The 24,592-nt window shown below is 44.2% G+C and carries 23 protein-coding genes; 16 read left to right on the forward strand and 7 right to left on the reverse strand.

Translation table 11 applies throughout. From position 1 onward, the window contains the following. Window positions 1–62 precede the first annotated feature (62 nt). The 3 genes from HMPREF0373_RS04825 to HMPREF0373_RS04835 all read right to left on the reverse strand — a co-directional run bounded on the left by HMPREF0373_RS04825 (window position 63) and on the right by HMPREF0373_RS04835 (window position 4,413). Window positions 63–410 carry a hypothetical protein gene (locus HMPREF0373_RS04825; protein WP_021738494.1) on the reverse strand — a complete coding sequence of 116 codons (348 nt, stop codon included), beginning with the start codon at window positions 408–410 and terminating at the stop codon, window positions 63–65. 124 nt (window positions 411–534) lie between these two features. Next, window positions 535–1,929: a GntP family permease gene (locus HMPREF0373_RS04830; RefSeq protein ID WP_021738495.1), complete on the reverse strand. Its 1,395-nt coding sequence runs from the start codon at window positions 1,927–1,929 to the stop codon at window positions 535–537. Between the two features lie 351 nt (window positions 1,930–2,280). Further along, window positions 2,281–4,413: an LTA synthase family protein gene (locus HMPREF0373_RS04835; RefSeq protein ID WP_021738496.1), complete on the reverse strand. Its 2,133-nt coding sequence runs from the start codon at window positions 4,411–4,413 to the stop codon at window positions 2,281–2,283. 412 nt (window positions 4,414–4,825) lie between these two features. On the opposite strand from HMPREF0373_RS04835, the gene HMPREF0373_RS04840 reads away from it, so the two are divergent. The 12 genes from HMPREF0373_RS04840 to HMPREF0373_RS04900 all read left to right on the forward strand — a co-directional run bounded on the left by HMPREF0373_RS04840 (window position 4,826) and on the right by HMPREF0373_RS04900 (window position 15,472). After that, window positions 4,826–5,542, forward strand: a complete 717-nt coding sequence (locus HMPREF0373_RS04840; protein ID WP_044963045.1) for an NAD-dependent protein deacylase — start codon at window positions 4,826–4,828, stop codon at window positions 5,540–5,542. A 46-nt stretch (window positions 5,543–5,588) separates the two neighbouring features. After that, a complete protein-coding gene (locus HMPREF0373_RS04845) occupies window positions 5,589–5,786 on the forward strand; it encodes a DUF951 domain-containing protein (protein ID WP_021738498.1) in 198 nt (65 codons plus the stop codon). A gap of 93 nt (window positions 5,787–5,879) precedes the next feature. Then, a complete protein-coding gene (gene rpsF, locus HMPREF0373_RS04850; RefSeq protein WP_021738499.1) occupies window positions 5,880–6,170 on the forward strand; it encodes a 30S ribosomal protein S6 in 291 nt (96 codons plus the stop codon). Window positions 6,171–6,197: 27 nt separating this feature from the next. Beyond that, window positions 6,198–6,641: a single-stranded DNA-binding protein gene (locus HMPREF0373_RS04855; protein ID WP_021738500.1), complete on the forward strand. Its 444-nt coding sequence runs from the start codon at window positions 6,198–6,200 to the stop codon at window positions 6,639–6,641. Between the two features lie 53 nt (window positions 6,642–6,694). Then, complete coding sequence (gene rpsR, locus HMPREF0373_RS04860; protein WP_330427535.1) at window positions 6,695–6,919, forward strand: 30S ribosomal protein S18; 225 nt, start codon at window positions 6,695–6,697, stop codon at window positions 6,917–6,919. Between the two features lie 60 nt (window positions 6,920–6,979). Then, window positions 6,980–8,842: a glycerophosphodiester phosphodiesterase family protein gene (locus HMPREF0373_RS15965; protein ID WP_021738502.1), complete on the forward strand. Its 1,863-nt coding sequence runs from the start codon at window positions 6,980–6,982 to the stop codon at window positions 8,840–8,842. Window positions 8,843–9,027: 185 nt separating this feature from the next. Continuing rightward, window positions 9,028–11,073, forward strand: a complete 2,046-nt coding sequence (locus HMPREF0373_RS04870; RefSeq protein ID WP_021738503.1) for a DHH family phosphoesterase — start codon at window positions 9,028–9,030, stop codon at window positions 11,071–11,073. Continuing rightward, window positions 11,074–11,520 carry a 50S ribosomal protein L9 gene (rplI, locus tag HMPREF0373_RS04875; protein WP_021738504.1) on the forward strand — a complete coding sequence of 149 codons (447 nt, stop codon included), beginning with the start codon at window positions 11,074–11,076 and terminating at the stop codon, window positions 11,518–11,520. Between the two features lie 95 nt (window positions 11,521–11,615). After that, window positions 11,616–12,944 carry a replicative DNA helicase gene (dnaB, locus tag HMPREF0373_RS04880; RefSeq protein WP_022035676.1) on the forward strand — a complete coding sequence of 443 codons (1,329 nt, stop codon included), beginning with the start codon at window positions 11,616–11,618 and terminating at the stop codon, window positions 12,942–12,944. 24 nt (window positions 12,945–12,968) lie between these two features. Beyond that, on the forward strand, window positions 12,969–13,346 hold the full coding sequence (locus HMPREF0373_RS04885) for a metal-dependent transcriptional regulator (protein ID WP_021738506.1): 378 nt from the start codon (window positions 12,969–12,971) through the stop codon (window positions 13,344–13,346). 297 nt (window positions 13,347–13,643) lie between these two features. Beyond that, entirely contained in the window at window positions 13,644–14,978 is a 1,335-nt protein-coding gene (gdhA, locus tag HMPREF0373_RS04895) for an NADP-specific glutamate dehydrogenase (protein ID WP_021738508.1), read from the forward strand. A 239-nt stretch (window positions 14,979–15,217) separates the two neighbouring features. Next, entirely contained in the window at window positions 15,218–15,472 is a 255-nt protein-coding gene (locus tag HMPREF0373_RS04900; RefSeq protein WP_021738509.1) for an HPr family phosphocarrier protein, read from the forward strand. Window positions 15,473–15,641: 169 nt separating this feature from the next. Here the strand turns inward: HMPREF0373_RS04900 and HMPREF0373_RS04905 are convergent, their stop codons facing one another. The 4 genes from HMPREF0373_RS04905 to murC all read right to left on the reverse strand — a co-directional run bounded on the left by HMPREF0373_RS04905 (window position 15,642) and on the right by murC (window position 20,716). Then, a complete protein-coding gene (locus tag HMPREF0373_RS04905) occupies window positions 15,642–16,829 on the reverse strand; it encodes a ribose-phosphate pyrophosphokinase (protein ID WP_022036707.1) in 1,188 nt (395 codons plus the stop codon). 132 nt (window positions 16,830–16,961) lie between these two features. Next, on the reverse strand, window positions 16,962–17,945 hold the full coding sequence (locus HMPREF0373_RS04910) for an ATP-binding protein (protein ID WP_021738512.1): 984 nt from the start codon (window positions 17,943–17,945) through the stop codon (window positions 16,962–16,964). Between the two features lie 23 nt (window positions 17,946–17,968). After that, window positions 17,969–19,150 carry a DnaD domain protein gene (locus HMPREF0373_RS04915; protein WP_021738513.1) on the reverse strand — a complete coding sequence of 394 codons (1,182 nt, stop codon included), beginning with the start codon at window positions 19,148–19,150 and terminating at the stop codon, window positions 17,969–17,971. Between the two features lie 183 nt (window positions 19,151–19,333). Beyond that, window positions 19,334–20,716: a UDP-N-acetylmuramate--L-alanine ligase gene (murC, locus tag HMPREF0373_RS04920; protein WP_021738514.1), complete on the reverse strand. Its 1,383-nt coding sequence runs from the start codon at window positions 20,714–20,716 to the stop codon at window positions 19,334–19,336. 375 nt (window positions 20,717–21,091) lie between these two features. Between murC and HMPREF0373_RS04925 the strand changes: the two genes are divergently transcribed. The 4 genes from HMPREF0373_RS04925 (at window position 21,092) to pth (ending at window position 24,558) form a co-directional block, all read left to right on the forward strand. Then, window positions 21,092–22,363 (forward strand): glucose-1-phosphate adenylyltransferase, encoded by a 1,272-nt coding sequence (locus tag HMPREF0373_RS04925; protein ID WP_021738515.1) that lies wholly within the window; start codon window positions 21,092–21,094, stop codon window positions 22,361–22,363. Beyond that, a complete protein-coding gene (gene glgD, locus HMPREF0373_RS04930; RefSeq protein ID WP_021738516.1) occupies window positions 22,363–23,481 on the forward strand; it encodes a glucose-1-phosphate adenylyltransferase subunit GlgD in 1,119 nt (372 codons plus the stop codon). Before HMPREF0373_RS04925 ends, glgD begins: the two co-directional genes overlap by 1 nt. A gap of 103 nt (window positions 23,482–23,584) precedes the next feature. After that, the gene (gene spoVG / locus HMPREF0373_RS04935; protein WP_022036709.1) at window positions 23,585–23,848 is read left to right on the forward strand and encodes a septation regulator SpoVG; all 264 of its coding nucleotides are present in this window, start codon (window positions 23,585–23,587) and stop codon (window positions 23,846–23,848) included. A gap of 140 nt (window positions 23,849–23,988) precedes the next feature. After that, entirely contained in the window at window positions 23,989–24,558 is a 570-nt protein-coding gene (gene pth / locus HMPREF0373_RS04940; RefSeq protein ID WP_021738519.1) for an aminoacyl-tRNA hydrolase, read from the forward strand. Window positions 24,559–24,592 lie beyond the last annotated feature (34 nt).

The raw sequence follows: 24,592 nt of genomic DNA on the forward strand, positions 1-24,592 counted from the left end.
CAGAGGTAAGATTGATGACTGGCGTTTTCACAGATTAAATTTTCAGCTACACAAACAAGACTTTACTTGCGTTTCCGCAGAAACATCCAGATCGCAATGACCACCACAATGAGAATCAGGAAAATATCCCAGAATCTCTGTGTCAGATTCAGATGAAGTGCTTCGATCATACCGATAAAGATGACAAATGCACCGAGGATCAGCTGCAGCATGGAGCGTTGAACCAGTCCGGCTTCATTGCTGCCGCGGGACTGCAGAAGTCCGAAAATACCGTATACAAGGCAGAGCGCACCCAGAACCGGAAGTACATATATGGTGTCGATGGCATCAGTAAAAATAATGGCAAAGATAACTATGACGCCGATCAGTGTGACATAAGTGCCCCAGTTAAAGGGATTCTTTTTTTTCATAAGTATAAACCTTTCTGTTGATTTCTGTTACTAAGATGAAAAACGCTGCTTCAATGTGAAGCAGCGTTTCTATATGGCTTAACTTTCTTTCACTACGAAGATAATTGTCGAAAATGATGTTGGTTTACGCCAGTCCCGGTGCAACAGTAAGGATGACAGCACAGAGGATTGTTCCAACTAATGTCATGATAACTGTCTGTAAGAACATCGGTAAGTATGCATCTTTGATCTTAACCTGAGCAAGTCCGGTTGTGATTAGGATCAGTCCGTTAACCGGCAGTGTCTCGAATGTGGAAACTGCGATAGCAGCACAACGAGCAAGTGCGTTCGGATTCAAAATCGGGTTAGCTGTCCAGATATAAGCTGTAGCAACCATCGGAAGTGCAATACTTAAAGCTGCTGGCGGTGAAGATGTAAATGCTACTACGATGATAGCAAGTACGATACCGATTACTAACGGAGAAGCTTTCATGCCAAAGAGGATTCCAACGAAACCGTTGAAAGCATCTGTGTGCTGTACAACTGCTGCGAAACCAGCTGCAGCTGTCAGAGTCATGATTGCGCTTGCACCATTTGCAGCACCAATGTTTAAGGAATTGAGAACGTTTCCTGCCCATGCCGGAAAGCCTTTTTTCTCATTGTCTTTGAAGTGCGGAGCCATCAGGATGATTACTGCTGCGATACCGGATACCAGAGCTAAGGAAGCAATCTGTACGATAGCGAAAAGCAGGAATACAACTACTAACGGAATCATAGCAAGTGCAAAATGCGGAAGTTTTTTTGCATTGTCATCCGGAATCGGCTCACAGTTACCATAATCAAATGTCTCGCCTTTTCTCATCTCTTTGATGATGAAGGTGGAGCAGATGAAGTATACACCAACTTCGATTACGATGAAGGAAATAAATCCCGGGATTGGAGCAGCACCCGGGCTTGTCTGCAGGATGCTCATACAAATGATGTTATTGATACTTAATACGAATGGAGCAGAGTTAGCACCACAGCTTAAAGCCAGCATAGCCGGAACCATACGTCTCGGAATACCAATGCGGCTTGCCATGTACATACAGATCGGGAATGTAGCGAAGATAGCTACGAAACCATCTACACCACCGTATGTAAGGATACACTCGATAAGTAACATAATTAAAACGGCACGTTTTGCCTGTTTTTCTTTATTGTTTACCGGCATAACGAATTTGTTTACTAATGTGGAAGCGATAGACTGAGCAGCACCACTGTCAGCTAATACTTTACCAAATAAACCGCCTAAGAATACAGTCGGGAAAATTGCTGTGATCATTCCGCAGACACCGCCGATTTCCCATACGCCGGTTGCTGCATTTTCTTCAACGGCACCAACATACAGAGATGTGAATGCATCGTTTGCGTTCAATCCGTTTGTTACTGCTACAATAACGCCGCAGAGCGGAGCCAGATACAGTACGGATACGTTTTTGTAGGCGCCATACAGGAAAATAGCAAGAGCGACTACAATACCAATAATACCTAAAGCCATAAATCAAACCCTCCTAAATTTTAAAAAAGTTAAGCAAATGTGAAATTCATAAAGAAAATATAAATTCCATGAGCTTATTATACATAGATGGTAAGACCATGTCAATAAAAACACACAAAATGCACAATAAAAAGTGCAAATGAAAGTGATAAGTTGGACAAAATGCTTTGAAATGTTGCAAAATATCGTTCTATGAAGAATGCTTTGTAAAAAGTGTTTAGAAAGTGTGCAACATAACATCGAAAAATGTTGCATGATAGTATAGAATTACTAAAATATGGAAAGATACAGATAAAAAGACCTGAGAACTGTCGGAAAAGACAGATGCTCAGGTCTTAACATAGCAGGAAATTACTGATTCATGAAAAAGACAGAGGAATCACGGTTATTCCGGTCAATCAGTGAATTGTATACAAGGCAATGGTACTGATAGAGCAGGTCATCGTATTTGCTGTTTTCGGAATGCGTATAGTAATTGTTATCTGCATCCACATAACCAACCGTGTTAATGATAGGAAGCTTCTGATACAGGGAGGCCAGATAACGATTGTACTGCGTCAGTGGAAGTCCGGCAGTCTGAAGTACCAGTGTAGACAGATAGTTTGCACTGATCTGATTCAGTGTCGCTTCCGGAATATCATAATTTGCCCAGATCACAAATGGTGTGGTGTAACGAAGCTGTTGCTGTTCCGTGGTCAGCTGATCGAGACTGGTGCCGAACAGTTCTTCATAAAATCCATCTTCAATGGAGGGCAGATGATCCCCGAACATACAGAGGATGGTCGGTTCTGACACGTTGCTGAAATAATCTACCAGCTCCTGAAATGCTTCATCAGAGCGTTTTACCAGGGACAGATAGCGGTTAGCCTTTGGGTAGATGCCATTCATGTTTGTGACATATATTTCCTGTGAAAAGTTTGTATAGGACATGGCGTAGCCGCCGTGGTTCTGCATGGTGACGTTAAAAAGGAAGAACGGTTTGGATGTATCCCGATTCTCATACATGTTTTCTACCATGGAATAATCATAGCTGTCACTGACAAAACGACGCAGCAGCATGTTGCGGTCCGGATACCGTTCATTCAGCAGCATCTCATACTCGGTGACGTCATTGTTCTGCTTGTAAGTATCCAGAATGTCCTGATCGACAAAATCTTCGATACTGATATAGTTTTCAAATCCCAGCAGTGGATATACATTCCTGCGGTTCCAGCCTTCGCCGTAATACGGATGAAAAGCGGTCCTGGAATAACCAAGTGCACCAAGGGTAGATACCAGGGAAGGAACAGTATCCTTTACATAGGACTGATATACGTTACACCCGGTGGGCAGGAAGGAGATGGAATCTCCGGATAAAAATTCAAATTCACTGTTACTTGTTCCTGCACCGAATACCGGCATGGACAGGGAACCTTTGATGGTATTTTCTGTCAGACTGTGAATGAATGGCATGTAGTCTTCATTGGTTTCCAGGTTGCCGAGAGCACCAGGATCAGACAGAGATTCATTCATGATACAAATGATATTCGGCATGGTGCCATCCGTATTTGCTGTGTAATCGTTCTGGCCGGTCAGCAGATTGGTGCTGACTGTATGATCATCAGGATCTACGCCGGCATCTTTCAGCGTTTCTGCCACATAGTCGCTGACATTGGCGGCATTGTAGTCAGAGGGCTTCCGGATAATAAGGTACTTGGTGTTCAGACAGAAATTAAAGAAAGAACCTGTGCGGTGATAGCCTCTGGACTGATCCCAGAAATCCGGTTTGTATCCGAGATTTGCAGCATAATCCGTAAAAAAGAGGGAAATTACAACAACTGCGATATAAGCTGCCGGAGCAAGTTTTGCCAGGAGTTTGAATTTTAATTTTTTCGGTTTGATGTTGACACTTTTTTTGTTTACCAGATAGATCAGGAAAAACATGATAGAACCGAGGATCAGTTTCCAACTAAGCTCATAAGTGTAACCGTCTGATACACTCAGACCAGTGCCGAAACTCAGTACGTCCAGCGGAACAAAAGGAGAACCGCGGAACAGTTCAATGAAATAATTCAGCAATGACCATACATATAAAGAAATATTTACAATCAGTCCTACCATATGATAACGTCCGGTGATCAGATAAAAAAAGAGGTAGAACACCAGGTAAATCATATAGTTTGCGAGGAAAGTTGGTACAGAAAACCACCATATATAGTTTTCATTAAATACCTCTACCATCTGGATGGTAAGAACCGGCATGATAAAAAACAATGCCGTGTTGGCCAGTGCCTTATATTTGTCATCCACGGATGGTTTGAATATAATGAGAAATCCAGCAACCGGTCCTGCCAGAAGAGACAGAACAAACAGAATGGTCCCACATGTCAGATCCAGTGTCGGATCCAGATAGAGCCGCCAGTTGGCGGATACAAAAATAATCATAAAAATAGTGACCGCAAGTGCAAGCAGCCGGATTTTTTTTCCTGCGAATGAAATATGCATGTTTTTATCTTCCCGTTTCTATAATATAGTGTGATGACAGGTCGCAAAGCGACTGCGTTCATGAGCAAGTAGCGAAAGCGGATTGCGAATGTCCGCTTTACATCACGATGTGCAGACACAGTCGGATACAGATTTTCCGGCATTGTAATCCTATTATGTTAATTGCCGCTAAGATATATTAAATATCACGAAAGAAAATATGTCAACTGTTAAAAGTGTGAAGAAATTATGAAAAAACATTTTACGAATGGTGCGTGTGGACTGCAAGAATGCCAGGTGGGGATTTTTGTACTTGCGAAGGGGTGGATAAAATGGAGTTGCTATTTTTTTTCGTGCAGTATACTATAAAAACAGAAGCAAAGTGCAGCGTACAGTGATTCTGAGAGGAATCATTTTGGAAGGAGCGGAACAGATGGAAAAATCAGAATTATTAAGACAGTGGATCGCAGATTCAGATAATATCGTGTTTTTCGGGGGAGCTGGTGTGTCAACAGAGAGCGGAATACCAGATTTTCGAAGTGTGGACGGCCTGTATCATCAGAAATATGATTATCCACCGGAGACAATTCTGAGTCATACTTTTTATATGGAAAAAACAGAAGAGTTTTATCGGTTTTACCGGGATAAAATGCTGGCCCTGGATGCAAAACCAAATGCGGCACATTTAAAACTTGCCGAACTGGAAGCAAAAGGAAAGTTAAAGGCAGTGGTTACACAGAATATCGACGGACTTCATCAGGCGGCAGGCAGCAAAAATGTGCTGGAACTTCACGGCAGCGTACACCGCAATTACTGCAGAAAATGCGGAAAATTGTATGATGCACAGTATATCAAGAATTCTGCGGGGGTTCCGATGTGCAGTTGCGGTGGTCAGATCAAACCGGATGTCGTATTATATGAGGAAGGACTGGATTCTTCCACGATGCAGGCAGCCATCCACGCGATCAGCCAGGCAGAAGTGTTGATCATTGGAGGAACAAGCCTCGCAGTATATCCGGCAGCGGGACTTATCGACTATTACAGAGGTAATAAGCTGGTACTGATCAACAAATCCGCAACCCCATTGGACAGCCGTGCCGATCTGGTCATCCAGGCACCGATCGGAGAGGTTTTTTCGGCAGTATGTTAAAATTATAAAAGAATCGTGGAATATAAAAGTAGAGTGAGGTGACAGAATGACATATCAATATGAAGTGGAAGATATTGTAAAACTGAAAAAGAAACATCCCTGCGGCAGTTTTGAATGGGAAATCCTGCGTGTCGGGGCAGATTTCCGGTTGAAATGTCAGGGGTGCGGTCATCAGATCATGGTGGCACGAAAGATTGTAGAAAAAAACACAAAAGATTTAAAAAAGCACTTGCCTGAAGCGTAAAAATATGGTAGTATTGAAAATCGTGATATACAATATCCTTGCTCTCTACAGGATGAGCAGAGGGCCAAAAGACCACAAGGAGGTAAGAATAGCATGAACAAGTATGAATTAGCATTAATTGTTAGTGCCAAGATCGAAGATGACGCCAGAGCAGCAGTTGTTGAGAAAGCAAAAGAGTATATTACTCGTTTTGGCGGTACAGTAACAGAAGTTGAGGATTGGGGTAAGAAAAAATTAGCTTACGACATCCAGAAAATGAGCGAAGGCTTCTATTACTTCATTCAGTTCGATGCTGCAGCAGAAGTACCTGCTGAGTTAGAGCAGAGTGTTCGTATCATGGACAATGTGCTGAGATTTTTATGCGTTAGAAAAGACGAGGCATAATTTCACAGTAGAGAAGGAGTTATCCTTATGAATAAAGTAATTTTGATGGGACGTTTGACCCGTGATCCTGAGGTTCGTTATTCTCAGGGTGAACAGGCAACCGCAATCGCAAGATATACAGTTGCAGTAGATCGTAGATTCCGTCGTGACGGCGACAGCCAGACAGCAGATTTTATCGGTTGTGTAGCATTCGGACGTCAGGCAGAGTTCGCAGAGAAATATCTGCGCAAAGGAACCAAGATTGCCCTTACAGGCAGAATTCAGACAGGCAGCTATACCAACCGTGACGGACAGAAAGTTTACACCACGGACGTAGTTGTTGAGGAGCAGGAGTTCGCAGAGAGCAAAGCAGCAAGCGCTGAGCATGCAGCAAATTTTGCACCGGCAGACAGACCTTCCCCAAGCAATGCGGTAAGCGATGGCTTTATGAATATTCCGGACGGAATTGATGAGGAATTACCATTTAACTAAACAGGAGGTAAACTATCATGGCTTATAATAAAGATGGAAAAAGCGATTCTCCGATGAAGAGAAGAGGCGGCCGCAGAAGAAAAAAAGTTTGTGTATTCTGTGGAAAAGACAATGTGATTGATTACAAGGATACAAATAAATTAAAGAGATACATCTCTGAGAGAGGAAAAATCCTTCCGAGAAGAATCACAGGAAACTGTGCAAAACATCAGAGAGCTATCACAGTAGCAATCAAGAGAGCACGCCACGTAGCATTAATGCCATACGTACAGGATTAATTTTGACAACAGACTCCCCGGATTTTTCCGGGGAGTTTTCTGTATTCTTCAGAGACAAATATGAAAAAAATAAAGAACGTTTTTCGTTACTTGCATTACACATTCGGATTATTAAAATTGAATATAGGTACACTTCTTGTGTTTGAACTTTTATATAAATTTGCATCTATGGCGGTATTTAAACCGTTACTTACGGGAGTAATGAAGCTGGCACTGAAGGCACAGGGGCTGAGTTATTTGTCAGATGAAACCATCGGAACTTTTATCCGGTCCCCGCTGACCTGGTTTTTCCTGCTTTTGATCGTGCTGGGAATGGCATTTTTTACGCTGTTTGATATCTGCTGTATCATTACCTGCATCCATGCCTCTTTCCGGAAGCAGGCGATGCCGCTGCTGGCACTGATGCGAAAGGGATTGAAAACGTCTTTGCGGGTCATCTATCAGAGAAATATCGTGATGATCCTCTATCTGCTGATCATTATCCCCATGACCCATGCACTGGTAATCTCCGGTTATATTACAAAATTTACGGTGCCGCAGTTTATTGTGGATTATATTATGACCCATACCTGGCTGGCGATTTTATATATTGGATTCTGGATTTATATCGGACTTCGCTCCTTTCATTGGATTTACAGTCTGCATTATTTCTGCCTGGAAAACTGTAACTTCAAGCAGGCGAGAAAGCGCAGCTGGAAACTGCAGGAGAATCATTACTGGACGGATCTGATCATTGTGCTGGGATGGAGTGCAGCCTGCATCGGTATTTATTACGGCGTGATCCTGGTTGGATCCTGGCTGGTGTCCAGAGTCAATCAGGCGTTACCGACACAGGATCTGTTCAGCAGTCTGACCCTTTCCGGGATTTCTTTGCTGATGGACGTGTGCGGTGCACTGTTTTTCTGTTTTGATCTTCCGTTATTTTTTATCTGCATCAGTCTGTTATTCTATTATCGTAAGGCTGCCGCCGGTGAGCGGATTCCACGGGTTTTCCGGGATCTGGACAATGCTTACCGGATTACCAATACGAGATGGGTAAAGAAAATTTATGTGTATCGAAAACGGATCATTGCCCTCAGCATCGTGGTGGTGATCGGGGTCAATTTTGCATACAATTTTGCAGACCGGCGCGGTGTATTACATATGGGGCTGGGCAATCCGGTGGAAGTGACGGCGCATCGCGGGTATTCTGCAGCCTATCCGGAGAATACAATTCCGGCATTCAAGGGAGCCATTCAGGTGGGAGCTGACTGGGCGGAACTGGATGTACAGCAGACAGCAGACGGTGAAGTGATCGTTATGCATGATTCTAATCTGAAACGGACGACAGGACTGGATAAGGAAGTCTGGCAGGTGACCTGGGATGAAATCAAAGACCTGGATAATGGCAGCTGGTTTGATAAAAAATATCAGACTGTGCGGATTCCGACACTGGAAGAAGTGCTGAAAGTCTGCCGTGGCAAGATCCATTTGAATATCGAGATCAAGCCCAGCGGACATGACAAGGATCTGGAGGAGCAGGTGGCGAAACTGCTGAAAAAGTATCATATGAGGGATACTTGTGTGGTTTCTTCCCTGAAGTATGATTCTCTGCGCAAGATCAAGGAGGCGGACGATTCCATCGAAACCGCATATATTACATCTGTATCGTATGGAAACTTTACAGATCTGGAATATGCAGACGGTTACAGTGTGGAGTCAACACTGCTGAGCAAGAGTTTCGTAAATAAGGCACAGAAGGCCGGGAAACAGATCTATGTCTGGACAGTGAATTCGGAAGAACGCCTGGAAAAAGTCGTAGGTATGGGAATTGACAATGTGATCACGGATGATCCTGTCATGGCAAAAGAACTGATCTATGAACAGGAACACAGCACGTTCTGGGACAGATATGTGAAACAGTTGCTTCAGATAGGAAAGTAGTGATGTGTGGATTGAGAATGTCCGCTTTACTACATATGATGAGTGAACTGTAACGAAACATATGAACAGTTAGCAATATAAAACAGGGGCTTTCTAATGAGGGGGAAATGTGGTATACTATGTTGAATAGTATCGGTTTTGTATACCGGCCGGAAGAATAATTTCGGCAGTATAAAGGAGTTAGCATGAGACAGGATGTTAAGTTGAAGGGTAAATTAAAAGGATATACACAGACACCGCTGGTACTGACGGCACTGTTTGGAGCCATGGATGTCTGGATGTATGTGCTGAATATCAAGGCGGGTATTCTGGGAAGTGTTTTCGTAGGCATTTATTTTTTTGTGATGCTGTTTGTGTACTGGCGGAACAAACCGATCCTGATGAATGAGCTGATCGATTTTGCCACACAGTACGGTACGGTACAGAAACGTCTGCTGAATGAGTTTGAAGTGCCGTATGCGGTGATGGATGCCACGGGAAAACTGTTGTGGATGAACCGTCAGTTTGAAGCATTATCGGAAAAAAATAAAGGATATCACAAATCCATCACGACGATTTTTCCACAGATCACAAGAGAACTGATGGAGAAAGAAGATGAGTTGGAGCTTGTTGTGGAGCGGGAAGAATGTGTGTACCGCGCTTCTGTGCACAAGATTCATTTTACAGATATTCTGCATGAGAGCAGCAGCATCGAGCTGACAGAGAAAGTGCAGTATCTACAGGTCATCTATCTCTTTGATGAGACGCAGCTGACCCGGTACCGCATTGAAAACCAGGAAATGCAGATGGTACCTGCGTTGGTATATATTGATAATTATGACGAAGTCCTGGATACCGTGGAAGAGGTAAAGAAATCTCTGCTGGTCGCACTGGTAGACCGTAAGGTGACCAAATTTTTTGCATCCATCGACGGTCTGGTAAAAAAGACTGAGAACGACAAGTACTTTGTCGTGTTCCAGCATAAATATCTGGAAAAAATGGAAGAGGAAAAATTCAGCCTTCTGGAGGATGTCAAAAGTATCAAGGTTGGAAATGAGATGTCTGTCACTCTCAGTATGGGAATCGGTTATGTGGGAAATGATTATACGAAGAATTACGAGTATTCCCGTATGGCCATTGACCTGGCACTGGGACGAGGCGGAGATCAGGTGGTCGTAAAGACCAGAGATAGAATATCTTATTTTGGCGGAAGCAACCGTCAGGTAGACAAATCTACCCGTGTAAAGGCCAGAGTGAAAGCACTGGCGCTGCGCGAAATTATGATCACCCGTGACAAATTCTTTGTCATGGGACATAAGATTGCAGACATTGATTCTTTTGGTGCGGCTATCGGTATTTACTGTGCGGCCCGTCAGCTGGGCAAAAAGGCACAGATTGTAATTGATGAGGTCAATACGACACTGCGTCCGCTGAAGGAATGTTTTACACCGGAGAATGGATATCCGGACGACATGTTTATCCCTAGCCAGCTGGCACTGGATGAGATTGATTCCCACACGGCATTGATCGTGGTGGATACAAACCGGCCGAGTTATACGGAATGTCCGAATCTGCTGAACCGGGCAAAGGCTATCGTTGTCTTTGATCATCATCGTCAGTGTGAGGATGTGGTGAAAAATGCGGTGCTTTCCTACACGGAGCCGTATGCTTCTTCCACCTGCGAGATGATCGCGGAAGTGTTACAGTATTTTGATGAAGATATCAAACTTTCCACACAGGAGGCAGATGCTATTTATGCGGGAATTTTGATTGATACCAATAATTTTGTATCCAAAACAGGTGTCCGTACTTTTGAGGCAGCAGCATATCTGCGACGGTGCGGAGCAGAGGTTACCAGAGTGCGCAAGATGCTCCGGAATGATATGGATGCGTACAAAGCGAGAGCGGAAGCCGTGCGGCATGCAGAAGTGTTCCACAATATGTTTGCTATCAGCGTGTGCCCGGCGGACAATATTGAGAGCCCGACGGTGGCGTGTGCACAGGCAGCGAATGAACTGCTGAATATCATCGGCATCAAGGCTTCTTTTGTGCTGACGGAGTACCATGACCGGATTTATATCAGCGCGCGGTCGATTGATGAAATCAATGTGCAGCTCGTTATGGAACGTCTGGGTGGCGGCGGTCATATGAATTCCGCAGGAGCGCAGCTCACCGGCTGTACGCTGGAGGATGCGAAGCGGACCATAGAAAATACACTTGATGAGATGATCAGGGAAGGAGATATTAAGTAAATGAAAGTGATTTTATTACAGGATGTAAAGTCTCTCGGTAAAAAGGGAGAGATTGTAAACGTAAGTGATGCTTATGCAAGAAACGTTATTTTTGCAAAAAAACTGGGACTGGAAGCAACCGGAAAGAATTTAAATGATCTGAAGCTTCAGAACAAACATGCAGAGAAAGTTGCAGAAGAACAGCTGGAAGCAGCTCAGGAACTTGCAAAGGATCTGGAAGATAAATTTGTGGAAGTCAAGATGAAAGCCGGTGAGGGCGGACGTACCTTTGGTTCTGTTTCCACAAAAGAGATTTCCGCAGCAGTGAAAGAACAGCTTGGTCTGGATATTGACAAAAAGAAAATGTCTCTGAACATCCCGATTAAATCCTTTGGAACTTTCGATGTGGCGATCAAGCTGCATGCAAAAGTAACCGGATCACTGAGAGTGAAAGTAACAGAGGCATAACGCAGTTAAGCCATAACTGTATCAGCAGTGTCGGAAATGATGCCGGTGATACGAAAAAGAAAATGTCACTCATATAGAAAGGAATGGCAGAATATATGGAAGAGGCTCTGGTAAAACGGATCATGCCTCACAGCCTGGAGGCAGAACAGTCCGTCATCGGATCCATGATCATGGACCGGGATGCAATCCTTACAGCCTCTGAGCAGCTGGTGAAGGATGATTTTTATCATCAGCAATATGGAATCCTGTTTGAGACGATCACGGAACTGTTCAACAGTGGTGCACCGGTGGATCTGATCACTCTTCAGAACCGTCTGCGGGAGAAGAATGTACCGCCGGAGATCAGCAGTCTGGAATATGTCGGTGATCTGGTGACTACAGTTCCGACGTCTGCAAACGTAAAATATTATGCGGAGATCGTAAAAGAGAAAGCGGTGCTTCGCAAACTGATCAAAATCAACGAACAGATCGCAGATACCTGCTATCTGGGAAACGAAAGTCTGGAAGTAATTCTGGAAGAGACCGAGAAAAGCATTTTCAATCTGCTTCAGAGCCGGAGCAACAGTGATTATGTACCGATCAAACAGGTGGTGTTAAATGCTCTGGACAAGATTGAAATTGCATCCAGGACCCAGGGAAATGTCACTGGTATTCCTACCGGTTTTGTGGATCTGGACTACAAATTGTCCGGTCTGCAGCCATCAGATATGATCCTGGTGGCTGCACGACCGTCTATGGGTAAAACAGCCTTTGTGTTGAATATTGCCCAGTATGCAGCATTTCATGAGGATATGGCCACTGCAATCTTCAGCCTGGAGATGTCAAAAGAGCAGCTGGTAAATCGTCTGTTTTCACTGGAATCCCGAGTGGATGCACAGCTGCTCCGTTCCGGTAACCTGTCCGACGCAGACTGGGAGAAGCTCATCGAAGGCGCGGGAACCATTGGAAAATCACATCTGATCATCGACGATACGCCTGGTATCTCAATCTCAGAGCTTCGCAGCAAGTGCAGAAAATATAAACTGGAACATGATCTGAAGCTGGTTATCATCGATTACCTGCAGCTGATGTCCGGATCCGGCAGAAGCGATTCGCGCCAGCAGGAAATCTCAGATATCTCCCGTTCATTAAAGCAGCTGGCCAGGGAGTTGAACGTACCGGTTATTGCACTGTCACAGCTGAGCCGACAGGTAGAGCAGCGTCCGGATCACAGACCGATGCTTTCAGATCTGCGAGAGTCCGGAGCCATCGAGCAGGATGCCGATGTGGTTATGTTTATCTATCGAGACGATTATTACAACAAAGATTCAGAGAATAAAGGAATTGCGGAGATCATCATCGCCAAGCAGCGTAACGGTCCGATCGGAACAGTCAATCTCGTATGGTTGCCGCAGTATACGAAATTTGCAAACATGGAGAAATAAAGAAACAACAGGGAGGTATAGGGAATGCAAATTCATCAGTCAGCAGAAGATTATCTGGAGTGTATTTTAAAATTAAGCAAACAGCGTCCGGTGGTTCGTTCCATCGATATTGCCAATGATATGAACTACTCCAAACCAAGTATCAGTGTTGCCATGAAAAATCTGCGTTTAAACGGTTACATCAACGTGGATGAGAGCGGATTTATCACACTGACAGACAGTGGTATGGAGATCGCTTCCAATATTTATGACCGTCATCTCATTCTGAAAAAATGGCTGGAATTCCTGGGAATTTCACCGGAGACGGCAGAACAGGATGCGTGCAAGATTGAGCATACGCTGAGCAAGGAGACGTATGCAGCACTGCGTAAACACATCATCGAAGAGATGGGCGAAGAGTAAGAAACGGCAAAAACGCATATTGATAAAAGCAAGGAAAGACTTTGGGCTTGTGCATAATAATGCATGGTCACAAGGTCTTTTTTTGTGGAAAAAGAAACGGAAATCAGATAGAAATTTTTGTACTGCACAACAAAAATGTTGTGCTGGGTGATGGAAAATGTTTCAGATTATGCAAAAAACGTGTACAAACACGTCTGAATGTGAAGAAAATGACAAAATTGAAAAAAAATGTTGCACAATCCTTCATAACATAATAAAATAACTACGTTGAGATTATTAAAAAAAAGGAGATACGAGATGAGCTACGTAGACGAAGTACTCGCACGAGTAAAAACAAAAAATGCTGCTGAACCGGAATTCCTTCAGGCAGTAGACGAAGTATTGGAATCCATCAGACCAGTTGTAGAAGCTAATGAGGAGCTTTACAAGAAAGAAGCAATCTTAGAGCGTATTACAGAGCCGGACAGACAGTTCAAGTTCCGTGTGGCATGGGTTGATGACAATGGTCAGGTACAGGTAAACACAGGTTACCGTGTACAGTTTAATAACGCAATTGGACCGTACAAAGGTGGTCTGCGTCTGCATCCATCTGTATATCTTGGAATTATTAAATTCCTTGGTTTCGAGCAGGTTTTCAAGAACTCCTTAACAGGTCTTCCAATCGGAGGCGGTAAAGGTGGATCTGATTTCGATCCTAAGGGTAAATCTGATCGTGAAGTTATGGCATTTTGCCAGAGTTTTATGACAGAACTTTCCAAATACATCGGAGCTGATGTCGATGTACCGGCTGGTGATATCGGAACAGGTGCAAGAGAGATCGGTTACCTGTATGGTCAGTACAAGAGAATCACAGGCCTGTATGAAGGCGTTCTGACAGGTAAAGGACTTTCTTATGGCGGATCCCTTGCACGTACAGAAGCAACAGGTTATGGTCTGTTATACATGACAGAAGAACTTCTGAAATCCCATGGACAGGATATCGCAGGCAAGACATGTGTTGTATCCGGTGCCGGTAATGTTGCTATCTATGCAATCCAGAAAGCACATCAGTTAGGCGCTAAATGCGTAACATGCTCTGATTCCACAGGCTGGATTTATGATCCGGAAGGAATTGATGTAGATTTACTGAAAGAGGTTAAAGAAGTAAAACGTGCACGTCTGACAGAGTACGCAGCAGCAAGACCAAGTGCTGAGTATCATGAAGGCCGTGGCGTATGGAGCGTAAAATGCGATATCGCACTTCCATGTGCTACACAGAACGAGCTGCTTATCGATGATGCAAAAGCATTAGTTGCAAACGGCTGTATCGCAGTTTGCGAAGGTGCTAACATGCCTACAACGCTTGACGCTACACAGTACTTACAGCAGAACGGTGTATACTTTGTTCCTGGTAAGGCTGCAAACGCAGGTGGTGTTGCTACATCCGCACTTGAGATGTCTCAGAACAGCGAGCGTTTAAGCTGGACATTTGAAGAAGTAGATGCAAAACTGAACCAGATCATGGTAAACATCTACCACAACATCGACGATGCTGCAAAACGTTATGGCAAAGAGGGCGACTATGTAGCAGGTGCTAACATCGCAGGCTTTGAGAAAGTCGTAGATGCTATGCTTGCACAGGGTGTATGCTAATACAGGATTACAGAGAGAAAATCTTTCCTGATTGGCATGTAATTTGCTCAATGAATAAGTGAAAAGGTTATGGGACAAGACGATTGTTCCATAACCTTTTTTTGAGAAAAAAAACGACTAAGAAATAAAAAAAAATGCGAGACAATTCAGTAAAAGTAACGGTTTTTGAAAAGATGCTTGTAAAATTGCGGAATAAGGGCTAAACTACAATAGTATTAGACGGAGGTTAGGAAAAGCGTATGAGTAAGAAAGAAATTGTCATTGCAGATGTCGTAGACAAGTACGATAATCCAATTGCAGAGCTGGTACAGGTAGCCTGCCAGTTTTCAAGCTCACTGTATTTAGTACGGGGAAATCATCGGATTAATGCAAAAAGCATTATGGGAATTATGGCATTTAACCCGCACAATGGTGTAGAAGTTGAGATTGAAGCTGATGGAGCAGATGAGGCAGAGGCATTGACTGCCATGGAGAAATTTTTGCTCTGCATGTAACTTATAGTATATCAACAGTTTAAAAAAGCATCAGAATGTCTGATGCTTTTTTTGTTTGAGAGGAAATTATGATAAATTTCCTCTCAAACAAAAGCACTTCGTGCAAACATAAAAAAAGAGCACCTTGACAGTGCTCTTTTTATATATGTGCTTTTTGATTCTGTTCGGATTACTCTTCCGCAGGAATCTCACCCTTGTATTTTGCAACCAGAGTCTGGATTCTCTGATATGGATCAAGCAGATCGCTGATGGATGCATCATGATTTAAGGTATCAATGATGTAAGCAATGTATTTGCTCATGTCACAGCTGATGTAGTAATCTCTGCTTAACAGTTCCGGTGTCTGGTATGCAAGGTTTGTAGTAACCACTTTATAGATCAGTCCGTCTTCTACCGCTTTGTCGAATTTCTCAAGACCGTTTGTGAACAGACCGAAAGTAGCGATTACAAAGATTCTTCCGGCATTTCTCTTCTTTAATTCACGGGCAACATCGATCATACTTCCGCCGGAAGAGATCATGTCATCTACAACCCATACATCCTTGCCATCCAGAGAAGAACCAAGGAATTCGTGAGCAACAATTGGGTTGGTACCGTCTACGATATGACTGTAATCACGACGTTTGTAGAACATACCCATATCTACGCCAAGTACGCTGGCAAGGAATACAGCACGGCTGGTAGCTCCCTCATCCGGGCTGATGATCATCAGATGATCATTGTCGATCTTTAAGTCATCTACAGCATTCAGGATACCTTTTACAAACTGGTAAGCTGGCTGAACAGTGTCAAATCCGTGAAGCGGGATTGCATTCTGTACACGAGGATCATGTGCATCGAAAGTGATGATGTTGTCAACACCCATGCCGATCAGCTCCTGAAGTGCAAGTGCACAGTCCATGGACTCTCTTGCGGTACGTCTGTGCTGACGGCTCTCATACAGGAATGGCATGATAACTGTGATTCTTCTTGCTTTACCGTTTGCAGCAGCGATCATACGTTTCAGATCCTGATAGTGATCATCCGGTGACATGTGGTTCTCATGTCCACAGAGTTTGTAAGTCAGGGAGTAGTTGGTTACATCTGTCATGATGTAAAGGTCATATCCACGAACGGATTCATGGATCATACCTTTTGCTTCGCCACTTCCGAAACGCGGGCAGGATGCATCGATAATATAGGAGTCACGCAGGTAGCCTTTGAACGCGATGTCGTTCTCATGCTCGTGCTCACGTACACATCTCCATTTTACAAGATATTTGTCTACTTTTTCACCGATCTCACGGCAGCTCTCCAGCGGAATCATTCCGAGAGCGCCGGCCGGGATTGTTTCTAAGTTTCTCTGATCGTTATGCATTAGAAAAGTTCCCTCCATCAAATCTTTTCATTTGTTTTTATAAATACGAAGGCATTATAGCACTGAATCCCCTGTTATGACAAGGGATTTCTTGTGATATGGGCATTTGCACATATAATTAAGGAAAAAATCTTATTTTTCGGTTAGTTTTTTGCAAAGTCGGATATCATTGCCAAACAGATGCAGGATGATAAAGCTGTTCGAAATCCGGGAAAAGATACGTTCCGAATAAATAGATGCAATATCGAAGAGCTCCAGATTCGTGGAAATCAGCGTGGATTTCTGCTTGCGGATCCGCTCATTCAGGCATACAAAAAATTGTGATGTCGTGAAGGTGTTGGTCAGCTCTGTACCCAGATCATCGATGATGAGCAGATCACAATCGAAGATATTGCGGTAACTTTCTGCTGCCTGCGGTTCTCTGGTAAAGGTTTTCTGAGCCAGCAGTTCAAACAGGTGGTGAGCGGAAAAATAAATTACAGAGTGACCGGTATCCAGCAGCTCTTTTGCGACGCAGTTGGACAAAAAAGTTTTGCCGACGCCGGTGTCACCGAAAAGCAGCAGATTCTCAAAGGTATCATCAAAGGTATCTACAAAACGATGGCATTGAACTACGGCGTTTCTGGCAGCTTCCAGGGAGGAAAGTTGTGTGTTGTCGTAAATGTCATCGGCATAATAGTCGTAGGAAAACGTGTCAAAATTTTCCTTTTCCAGAATGCCCTGCAGATTGGACTGGGTGTAGACCAGGTCAATGGCGGCCTGCTTCAGACAGTGGCAGCGTTTCTGGCCGATATAGCCGGTGTCCTGACAGTCCGGGCAGGTATAGGGTGGCTGAAAGTAATCTGCCGGATAACCGGCATTTTGCAGACATTCCTGTTTACGGGCAGAAAGGGTCTGGATTTGATCGTGCAGATCCGTCAGGGCAGAGGCATCGCCATCCAACAGCTGTCTGGCCCGTCTGACGCTTAAAGATGCGATCTGTGCATCCAGTTCGGTAATCTTTGGAATCTTTGCGGCAATCTCTTCCCGACGGGTATCGATGAGCTGCTGGCGTTTTAACTGCCGGTCCTGATAGCCCCGCATGATCTGATCATATTGTGTATTGGTAAGTGGCATAATATTTTTCCTTTATAGTTGGTCTAGGATTGTGGTTTGTTTTCGGTAGCAGACATGGATTTCTGAAGCAGTTGCTGCTGCAGATCCTGATAATTGTTATTCCGCTGTTTGAAATTTGTAAACTGGCTGGCTGTGGCCGGCTGCTGCGAACGTTCCGGTCTGGATTTTTGCTGCTGATATACCTCATCCGCTTTTGCCACCGCGTCCATGGTATGGATCCCCGCTTTGTGCCATTTCTCGAGAATGGAATTTGCATATCCAAAGTTCGGTTCATGGATGGCACGGATGGTTCGGCTGCATGCTTCTGCAATCAGTTCTTCCGGAAAACCAAATTTTGTACTCCACTGTTTCAAAAAGTTCATTTCAGGAGGTACAAGGTTACGTCCGCGGATACCGAAGGCTTTTATGACGGTATGGTACAGAGAACTGTCCTGGTTGAGCATCTGTCTGGCCTCTTCCACGGTACGGATATTGTGATCAGCAAAATCTTCTGCGATACGCTGCATATAATGAAGGCTGGTGTGTCCTTTGGAAACACAGTTTTCAATGAGAAATTCAATGAGTTCTGTGGAAAAATGCAGTTCATCGTACCAGAAGAAGATCATATTCAGATCGTTCTGGTTCAGGGTGCGTCCCAGATATTTTTCTGTGATAAAGATCAGTTCCCGGACATCGGATTTTTCACAGAACGCACGGGTGTCATCCAACGTGTAAGCTGGGCGTTTTCGGGTTGCTGCCTGAATAAAATGATCTGTGACGTTTTCAGTGGAAGCACTTTGTTCCTGAGCGGTATTCTTTTTCGGATAAGGTGTTGAAATATTCTGACGGTTGGATACGACAGGGGAAGGAGATATTTTTTTCTCCTGCTGGGCAAGGTCTGCCGTGTCGTTCACCTGTGCAGCAGAGTATGCACTGTTAAGCATCCGGATGCCGGAGAGGTTGTCATTGGCATCGTATTCCAGATGGAACAGCCGCAGCTTTTCCCAGTATTTTAAAGCCCGGAGAATATCCCGTTCTGTGCAGTCGAAATGATCTGCCAGACCGGAAAGGGAAAAATCCGCAGAGGGCTGCGCAAAACAGCGGAGCAGGTACAGATAGATTTTTACGTATTCTCCGTTGGCGCGGGTCATGTATTGATCAATAAAAATATTCGGCACGCAGGTTGCTGCCGCCGACTGGTCATGATATAACGTAATTTTTGCCATAGTTGTATCTCACTTTCGCCTTGAAGTATATCATATCGATTTTAAAAAGAGAAGAAAAAGATATCCACATCACAGCGGGGATAATCCCGTCTGAAATGTGGATATCGTATTTTGAACGCAGTCGCTTTGCGACCTGCGTTCATGAGCAGGTAGCGAAAGCGGATTGCGAATGTCCGCTTTACTTTAGCGTCTGCCTAGCAGATGCTCGCCCACCTGATAAATGTCGCCGGCTCCCATGGTAAGGATCAGATCGTTGTCGGTACATGTCTCCAGCAGGAAGTTTTCGATGGCATCAAAGGACGGGAAGTAGTAACTTTCCGTTCCTTTGCGGCGGATGTCGTCTGCCAGATCTTCGCAGTGAATTCCGAGAGTATCTGTCTCCCGGGCTGCATATACATCAGCAAGGACAACCACATCAGCCAGAGTCAGAGCATCGGAGAACTGATTCCAGAATGCTTTGGTACGGGTATAAGTATGCGGCTGGAAGACACAGATAATACGACCGTGCGGATAATTGCGTGCGGCAGTCAGTGTTGCAGCAATCTCTGTCGGATGATGTGCATAATCATCAATGATAGTGATGCCGCCGAGTTTTCCTTTGTATTCGAATCTTCTGGCAGTACCGCCGAAAGCCTGCAGACCGCGGATGATGGTGTCTGTATCAATACCGGCTTCTGTCGCAAATGCGATAGCAGCCAGTGCGTTGGCGATATTGTGTCTGCCCGGAACGTTTAAGGTCACATGTCCGGCAGCCTGTCCGCGTACCAGGAACGTAAAGGATGGGCAGGCAGCTTCATTATAAGTAATGTCAGAAGCAGAGTAATCTGCGTCTTCTGTCAGTCCGAACGTAACGACACGTTCTTTTAAGTCTGCGATAATCTCTTCCGGATGCTCAATGGCTGCGTTCAGGATCAGGACACCATCTGCAGCTGTATTCTGAGCAAATTTATGGAACGAATTTCGAATGTCATTGATATCCTTGAAGAAGTCCATATGATCTTCTTCGATGTTCAGGATAATGCTGTATTTCGGATGGAAATTCAGGAAACTGTTGGTGTATTCGCAGGCTTCTGTCAGAAATACATCGGAACCGCCCACGCGGATATTTCCTCCGATGGCTTCCAGCATACCACCCACAGAGATGGTCGGATCAGTTTTGGCTTCCAGCAGAATGTGAGAGATCATGGATGTTGTGGTTGTCTTTCCGTGGGTACCGCTGACGGCGATGGATCTGGCATAGTTGTCCATGAGCTGTCCCAGGAACTGGGCACGGGTCAGCATTGGGATGCCTGCGTCATTTGCAGCTTTCCACTCGGCATTATCCGGATGGATGGCTGCCGTGTAAACGACCAGCTGAATGTCCTTTGTGATATTGGCTGCGCGTTGACCGATGAAAATCTTTGCGCCATTTTTTTCCAGCTGTTCTGTCAGAGCGGAGGCTTTATTGTCAGAACCGGATACGGTAAAGCCTTCCTTTAATAAAATTTCAGCGAGACCGCTCATGCTGATGCCGCCGATTCCTATAAAATGAATGTGAATAGGTTTTTCGAAATCAATTTTGTACATATTTATCTACCACCTGTATATAAAAGATGTGTTATGGAAAAAGATTACTTTCGCATTGTGGTTTTCCGGATAACACGGATTATTACTTTAAAATATTATACCCCATTGATGGTGGATTGGCAACGCTTTTGCATTCGAGTCGAAAATATCTGTTTCGGAAGTTCGGGAGTAGTTGCATTCAAGTTGAATTTTAGGTTTACTCGGAGACATGGTATTACCGCTTGTGAGATTTGTCAAAAATTACCGATAATTTACATAAAAATTGTTAAATGTGTGGTGTACAGCAACGAAAAATATGTTATAATTCTGATATCAAATTTAATTTTTAAATAGCAGTGTGTCTGATCATGCTGTTATTGGCAAGAGGTGATTTACATGATTCGAAAGGAAATGATTGCGATGCTTCTGGCGGGAGGTCAGGGAAGCCGTCTCGGCGTGCTGACTGCAAATGTTGCAAAACCGGCAGTTGCATTCGGAGGTAAATATCGTATTATCGATTTTCCGCTCAGTAACTGTATTAATTCCGGAATCGACACAGTCGGTGTACTGACCCAGTACCAGCCGCTTCGGTTAAATACGCATATCGGTATTGGTATTCCGTGGGATCTGGATCGTAATAACGGTGGTGTTACGATTTTGCAGCCATATGAGAAAAGTGGCGGAAGTGAATGGTATTCCGGTACAGCGAATGCTATTTATCAGAATATGAAATACATAGACAGTTACAATCCGGAATATGTACTGATCTTGTCCGGAGACCATATCTATAAGATGGACTATGAAGTGATGCTTGATTTCCATAAGCAGAACAATGCGGATGTTACCATCGCAGTTATGCCGGTGCCGATGGAGGAGGCAAGCCGTTTTGGTATCGTAGTGGCCGATGAGGAGAACCGTATTTGTGAGTTCCAGGAGAAACCGGCAGAGCCAAAGAGCAATCTTGCGTCCATGGGAATTTATATTTTCAGCTGGAAAGCACTGAAAGAAGCGCTCATTGCAAACGAGGATGTGGAGAACTGTGACTTTGGTATGCATGTGATCCCATACTGCTTTGATCAGGGGGAGCGTATTTTTGCATACGAATACAACGGATACTGGAAAGATGTAGGAACCCTTGGTTCTTACTGGGAAGCTAATATGGAGCTCATCGATCTGATTCCGGAGTTTAATCTGTATGAAGAATACTGGAAAATCTATACCAAGAGTGATGTCCTTGCACCACAGTATATTGCTGCTGATGCAAAAGTGGACAAGAGTATCATTGGTGAGGGTACGGAAGTGTACGGTGAAGTACATAGCTGTGTCATCGGTGCTAACGTAACCATCGGAAAAGGAAGCGTTGTCCGTGATTCCATTCTTATGGAAGGTGTGACCATCGGAGAGAATGTTGTGATCGACAAGGCGATCATCGCAGAGGATACCCTGATCGGAGATAATGCGGTGCTTGGTGTCGGTGAGGAAAAACCGAATAAATTAAAAGAGAGCGTTTATGCATTTGGCCTTGTGACCATCGGAGAAAAATCCGTGATTCCGCCAGATGTAAAAATCGGAAAAAATACTGCAATTTCAGGTGTGACAACACCGGAAGATTATCCGGATGGATTGCTTGACAGCGGGGAATATATTGTTAAGGCAGGTGGCAAATAATGAAAGCATTAGGTATTATTTTAGCAGGTGGTAATAATTACAGAATGAGAGAGCTTTCCGAAAAGAGAGCCATTGCTGCAATGCCGGTAGGCGGTGGATTCCGTGCCATTGACTTTGCACTGAGCAATATGAGCAATTCTCATATCCAGCGGGTTGCGGTTCTGACCCAGTATAATTCCCGTTCCTTAAATGAGCATCTGAACTCTTCTAAATGGTGGGATTTCGGACGTAAGCAGGGTGGCCTGTATATTTTTACACCGACGATCACGGCAGAGAACGGAAACTGGTACCGCGGAACAGCGGATGCCCTGGCACAGAACATTGATTTTCTGAAGCGCAGCCATGAACCGTATGTTATTGTGGCAGGCGGCGATTGCGTATACAAACTGGATTATAATAAGGTACTGGATTATCATATCCAGAAGAAAGCGGACATCACCATTGTGTGCAAAGATGTACCGATGACAGAGGATGTCAGCCGGTTTGGTGTTGTTCAGATGAATGAAGAATCCCGTATCGTGGATTTCGAGGAAAAACCGATGGTGGCTCAGTCCCATACAGTTTCCACCGGTATTTATGTGCTGCGCAGAAGACAGCTCATTGAGATGCTGGAGAAGAGTATGCAGGAGCACCGGTTTGATTTCGTTACAGATATCCTGATCCGTTACAAGAATCTGAAGCAGATTTACGGATACAAACTGGAAAATTACTGGAGCAATATCGCCAGTGTGGAATCTTATTATCAGACAAACATGGATTTCCTGAAACCGGAGATCCGCAATTATTTCTTCCATCAGGAACCATATATATATTCCAAGGTGGATGATCTGGCTCCGGCAAAATATAATACGGGAGCAGAAGTCCGCAACAGTCTTGTGGCGAGCGGATGTATTATCAATGGAACAGTGGAGAACTCCGTACTGTTCAAACAGGTATTTGTAGGCAAGAACTGCGTAATTAAAAATTCTATTATTTTGAACGATGTTTACATCGGTGACAATACGCATATTGAGAATTGTATCGTGGAGAGTCGAGATACAATTTGTGCCAATACTTATTTGTGCGGCGAAGATGAGGTGAAAATTGTGCGCGGGCACAATGAACGTTATATCATGTAGTCACGCTGTACGCGGCAGAGGGGAAAAGACCGGCATTGATGTGACAGCTCAGCATACGAACCGACCTGCTGTGAAGAAAAAATATACACAGGGGAAAAGAAGTATGAATATTACAGATGTGAGAATTCGAAAAGTTGACAAAGAAGGAAAAATGAAGGCTGTTGTATCGATCACGATTGATAACGAATTTGCAGTGCACGACATTAAAATCATCGAGGGTGAGAAAGGTGTATTCATTGCAATGCCAAGCCGGAAAAACGCAGAAGGGGAGTATAGAGATGTAGCCCATCCGATCAATTCTGATACAAGAACACAACTTCAGGAAATGATCATGGAAAAATATCGTGAAGAAATTGCGGAAGCATAAATAATTGTGGTATACTATCCACAACTGCACAGAAGGAGAATCCTGCATTGCACAGGATTCTTTCTTTTTGATTTGCAAGAAATGCAAATCAAAAGAAAAAATAAAGATGCGACCAAAAAGAAACAGGAGGAAGAATAGAAATGTACCTCATCGTAGGACTTGGAAATCCAACCGCAAAATATGAAAAAACACGGCACAATGCAGGATTTGACGTTATTGATGCCATTGCAGATAAATATGGAATTGAACTGAATTTACGAAAAGGGAAAGCTTTTTGCGGAACCGGTTATATCGAGGGGCAGAAAGTGATGCTGGCAAAACCGCAGACGTATATGAACCTCAGTGGTGACAGTGTCAGTGCCCTGGTGAATTTTTACAAGCTGGATCCGATGGAAGATCTGATTGTTGTCTTTGACGATATCAGTCTGGCCCCGGGCAATCTGCGGATCCGGAAAAAAGGAAGTGCGGGCGGACACAACGGTATCAAAGATATTATTGCAAAAACCGGGACGGATCAGTTTGCACGGGTTAAAGTCGGCGTGGGGGAAAAACCGGCAGGCTGGGATCTGGCAGATCATGTGCTGGGACGGTTTTCGCTGGAGGACAGAGAAAAATTTGACGATGCAGTGAAAGAGGCTGTGGATGCTGTTACGTTAATGGTTCAGGACAGAACTGACGAGGCAATGAACCGATATAACCGGAAGAAATAATGAGAGTGTAGACTTGCAGAGATGCACAGAAGAA

The sequence above is a fragment of the Eubacterium ramulus ATCC 29099 genome (assembly GCF_000469345.1).
Taxonomy (GTDB): Bacteria; Bacillota; Clostridia; order Lachnospirales; family Lachnospiraceae; genus Eubacterium_I; species Eubacterium_I ramulus.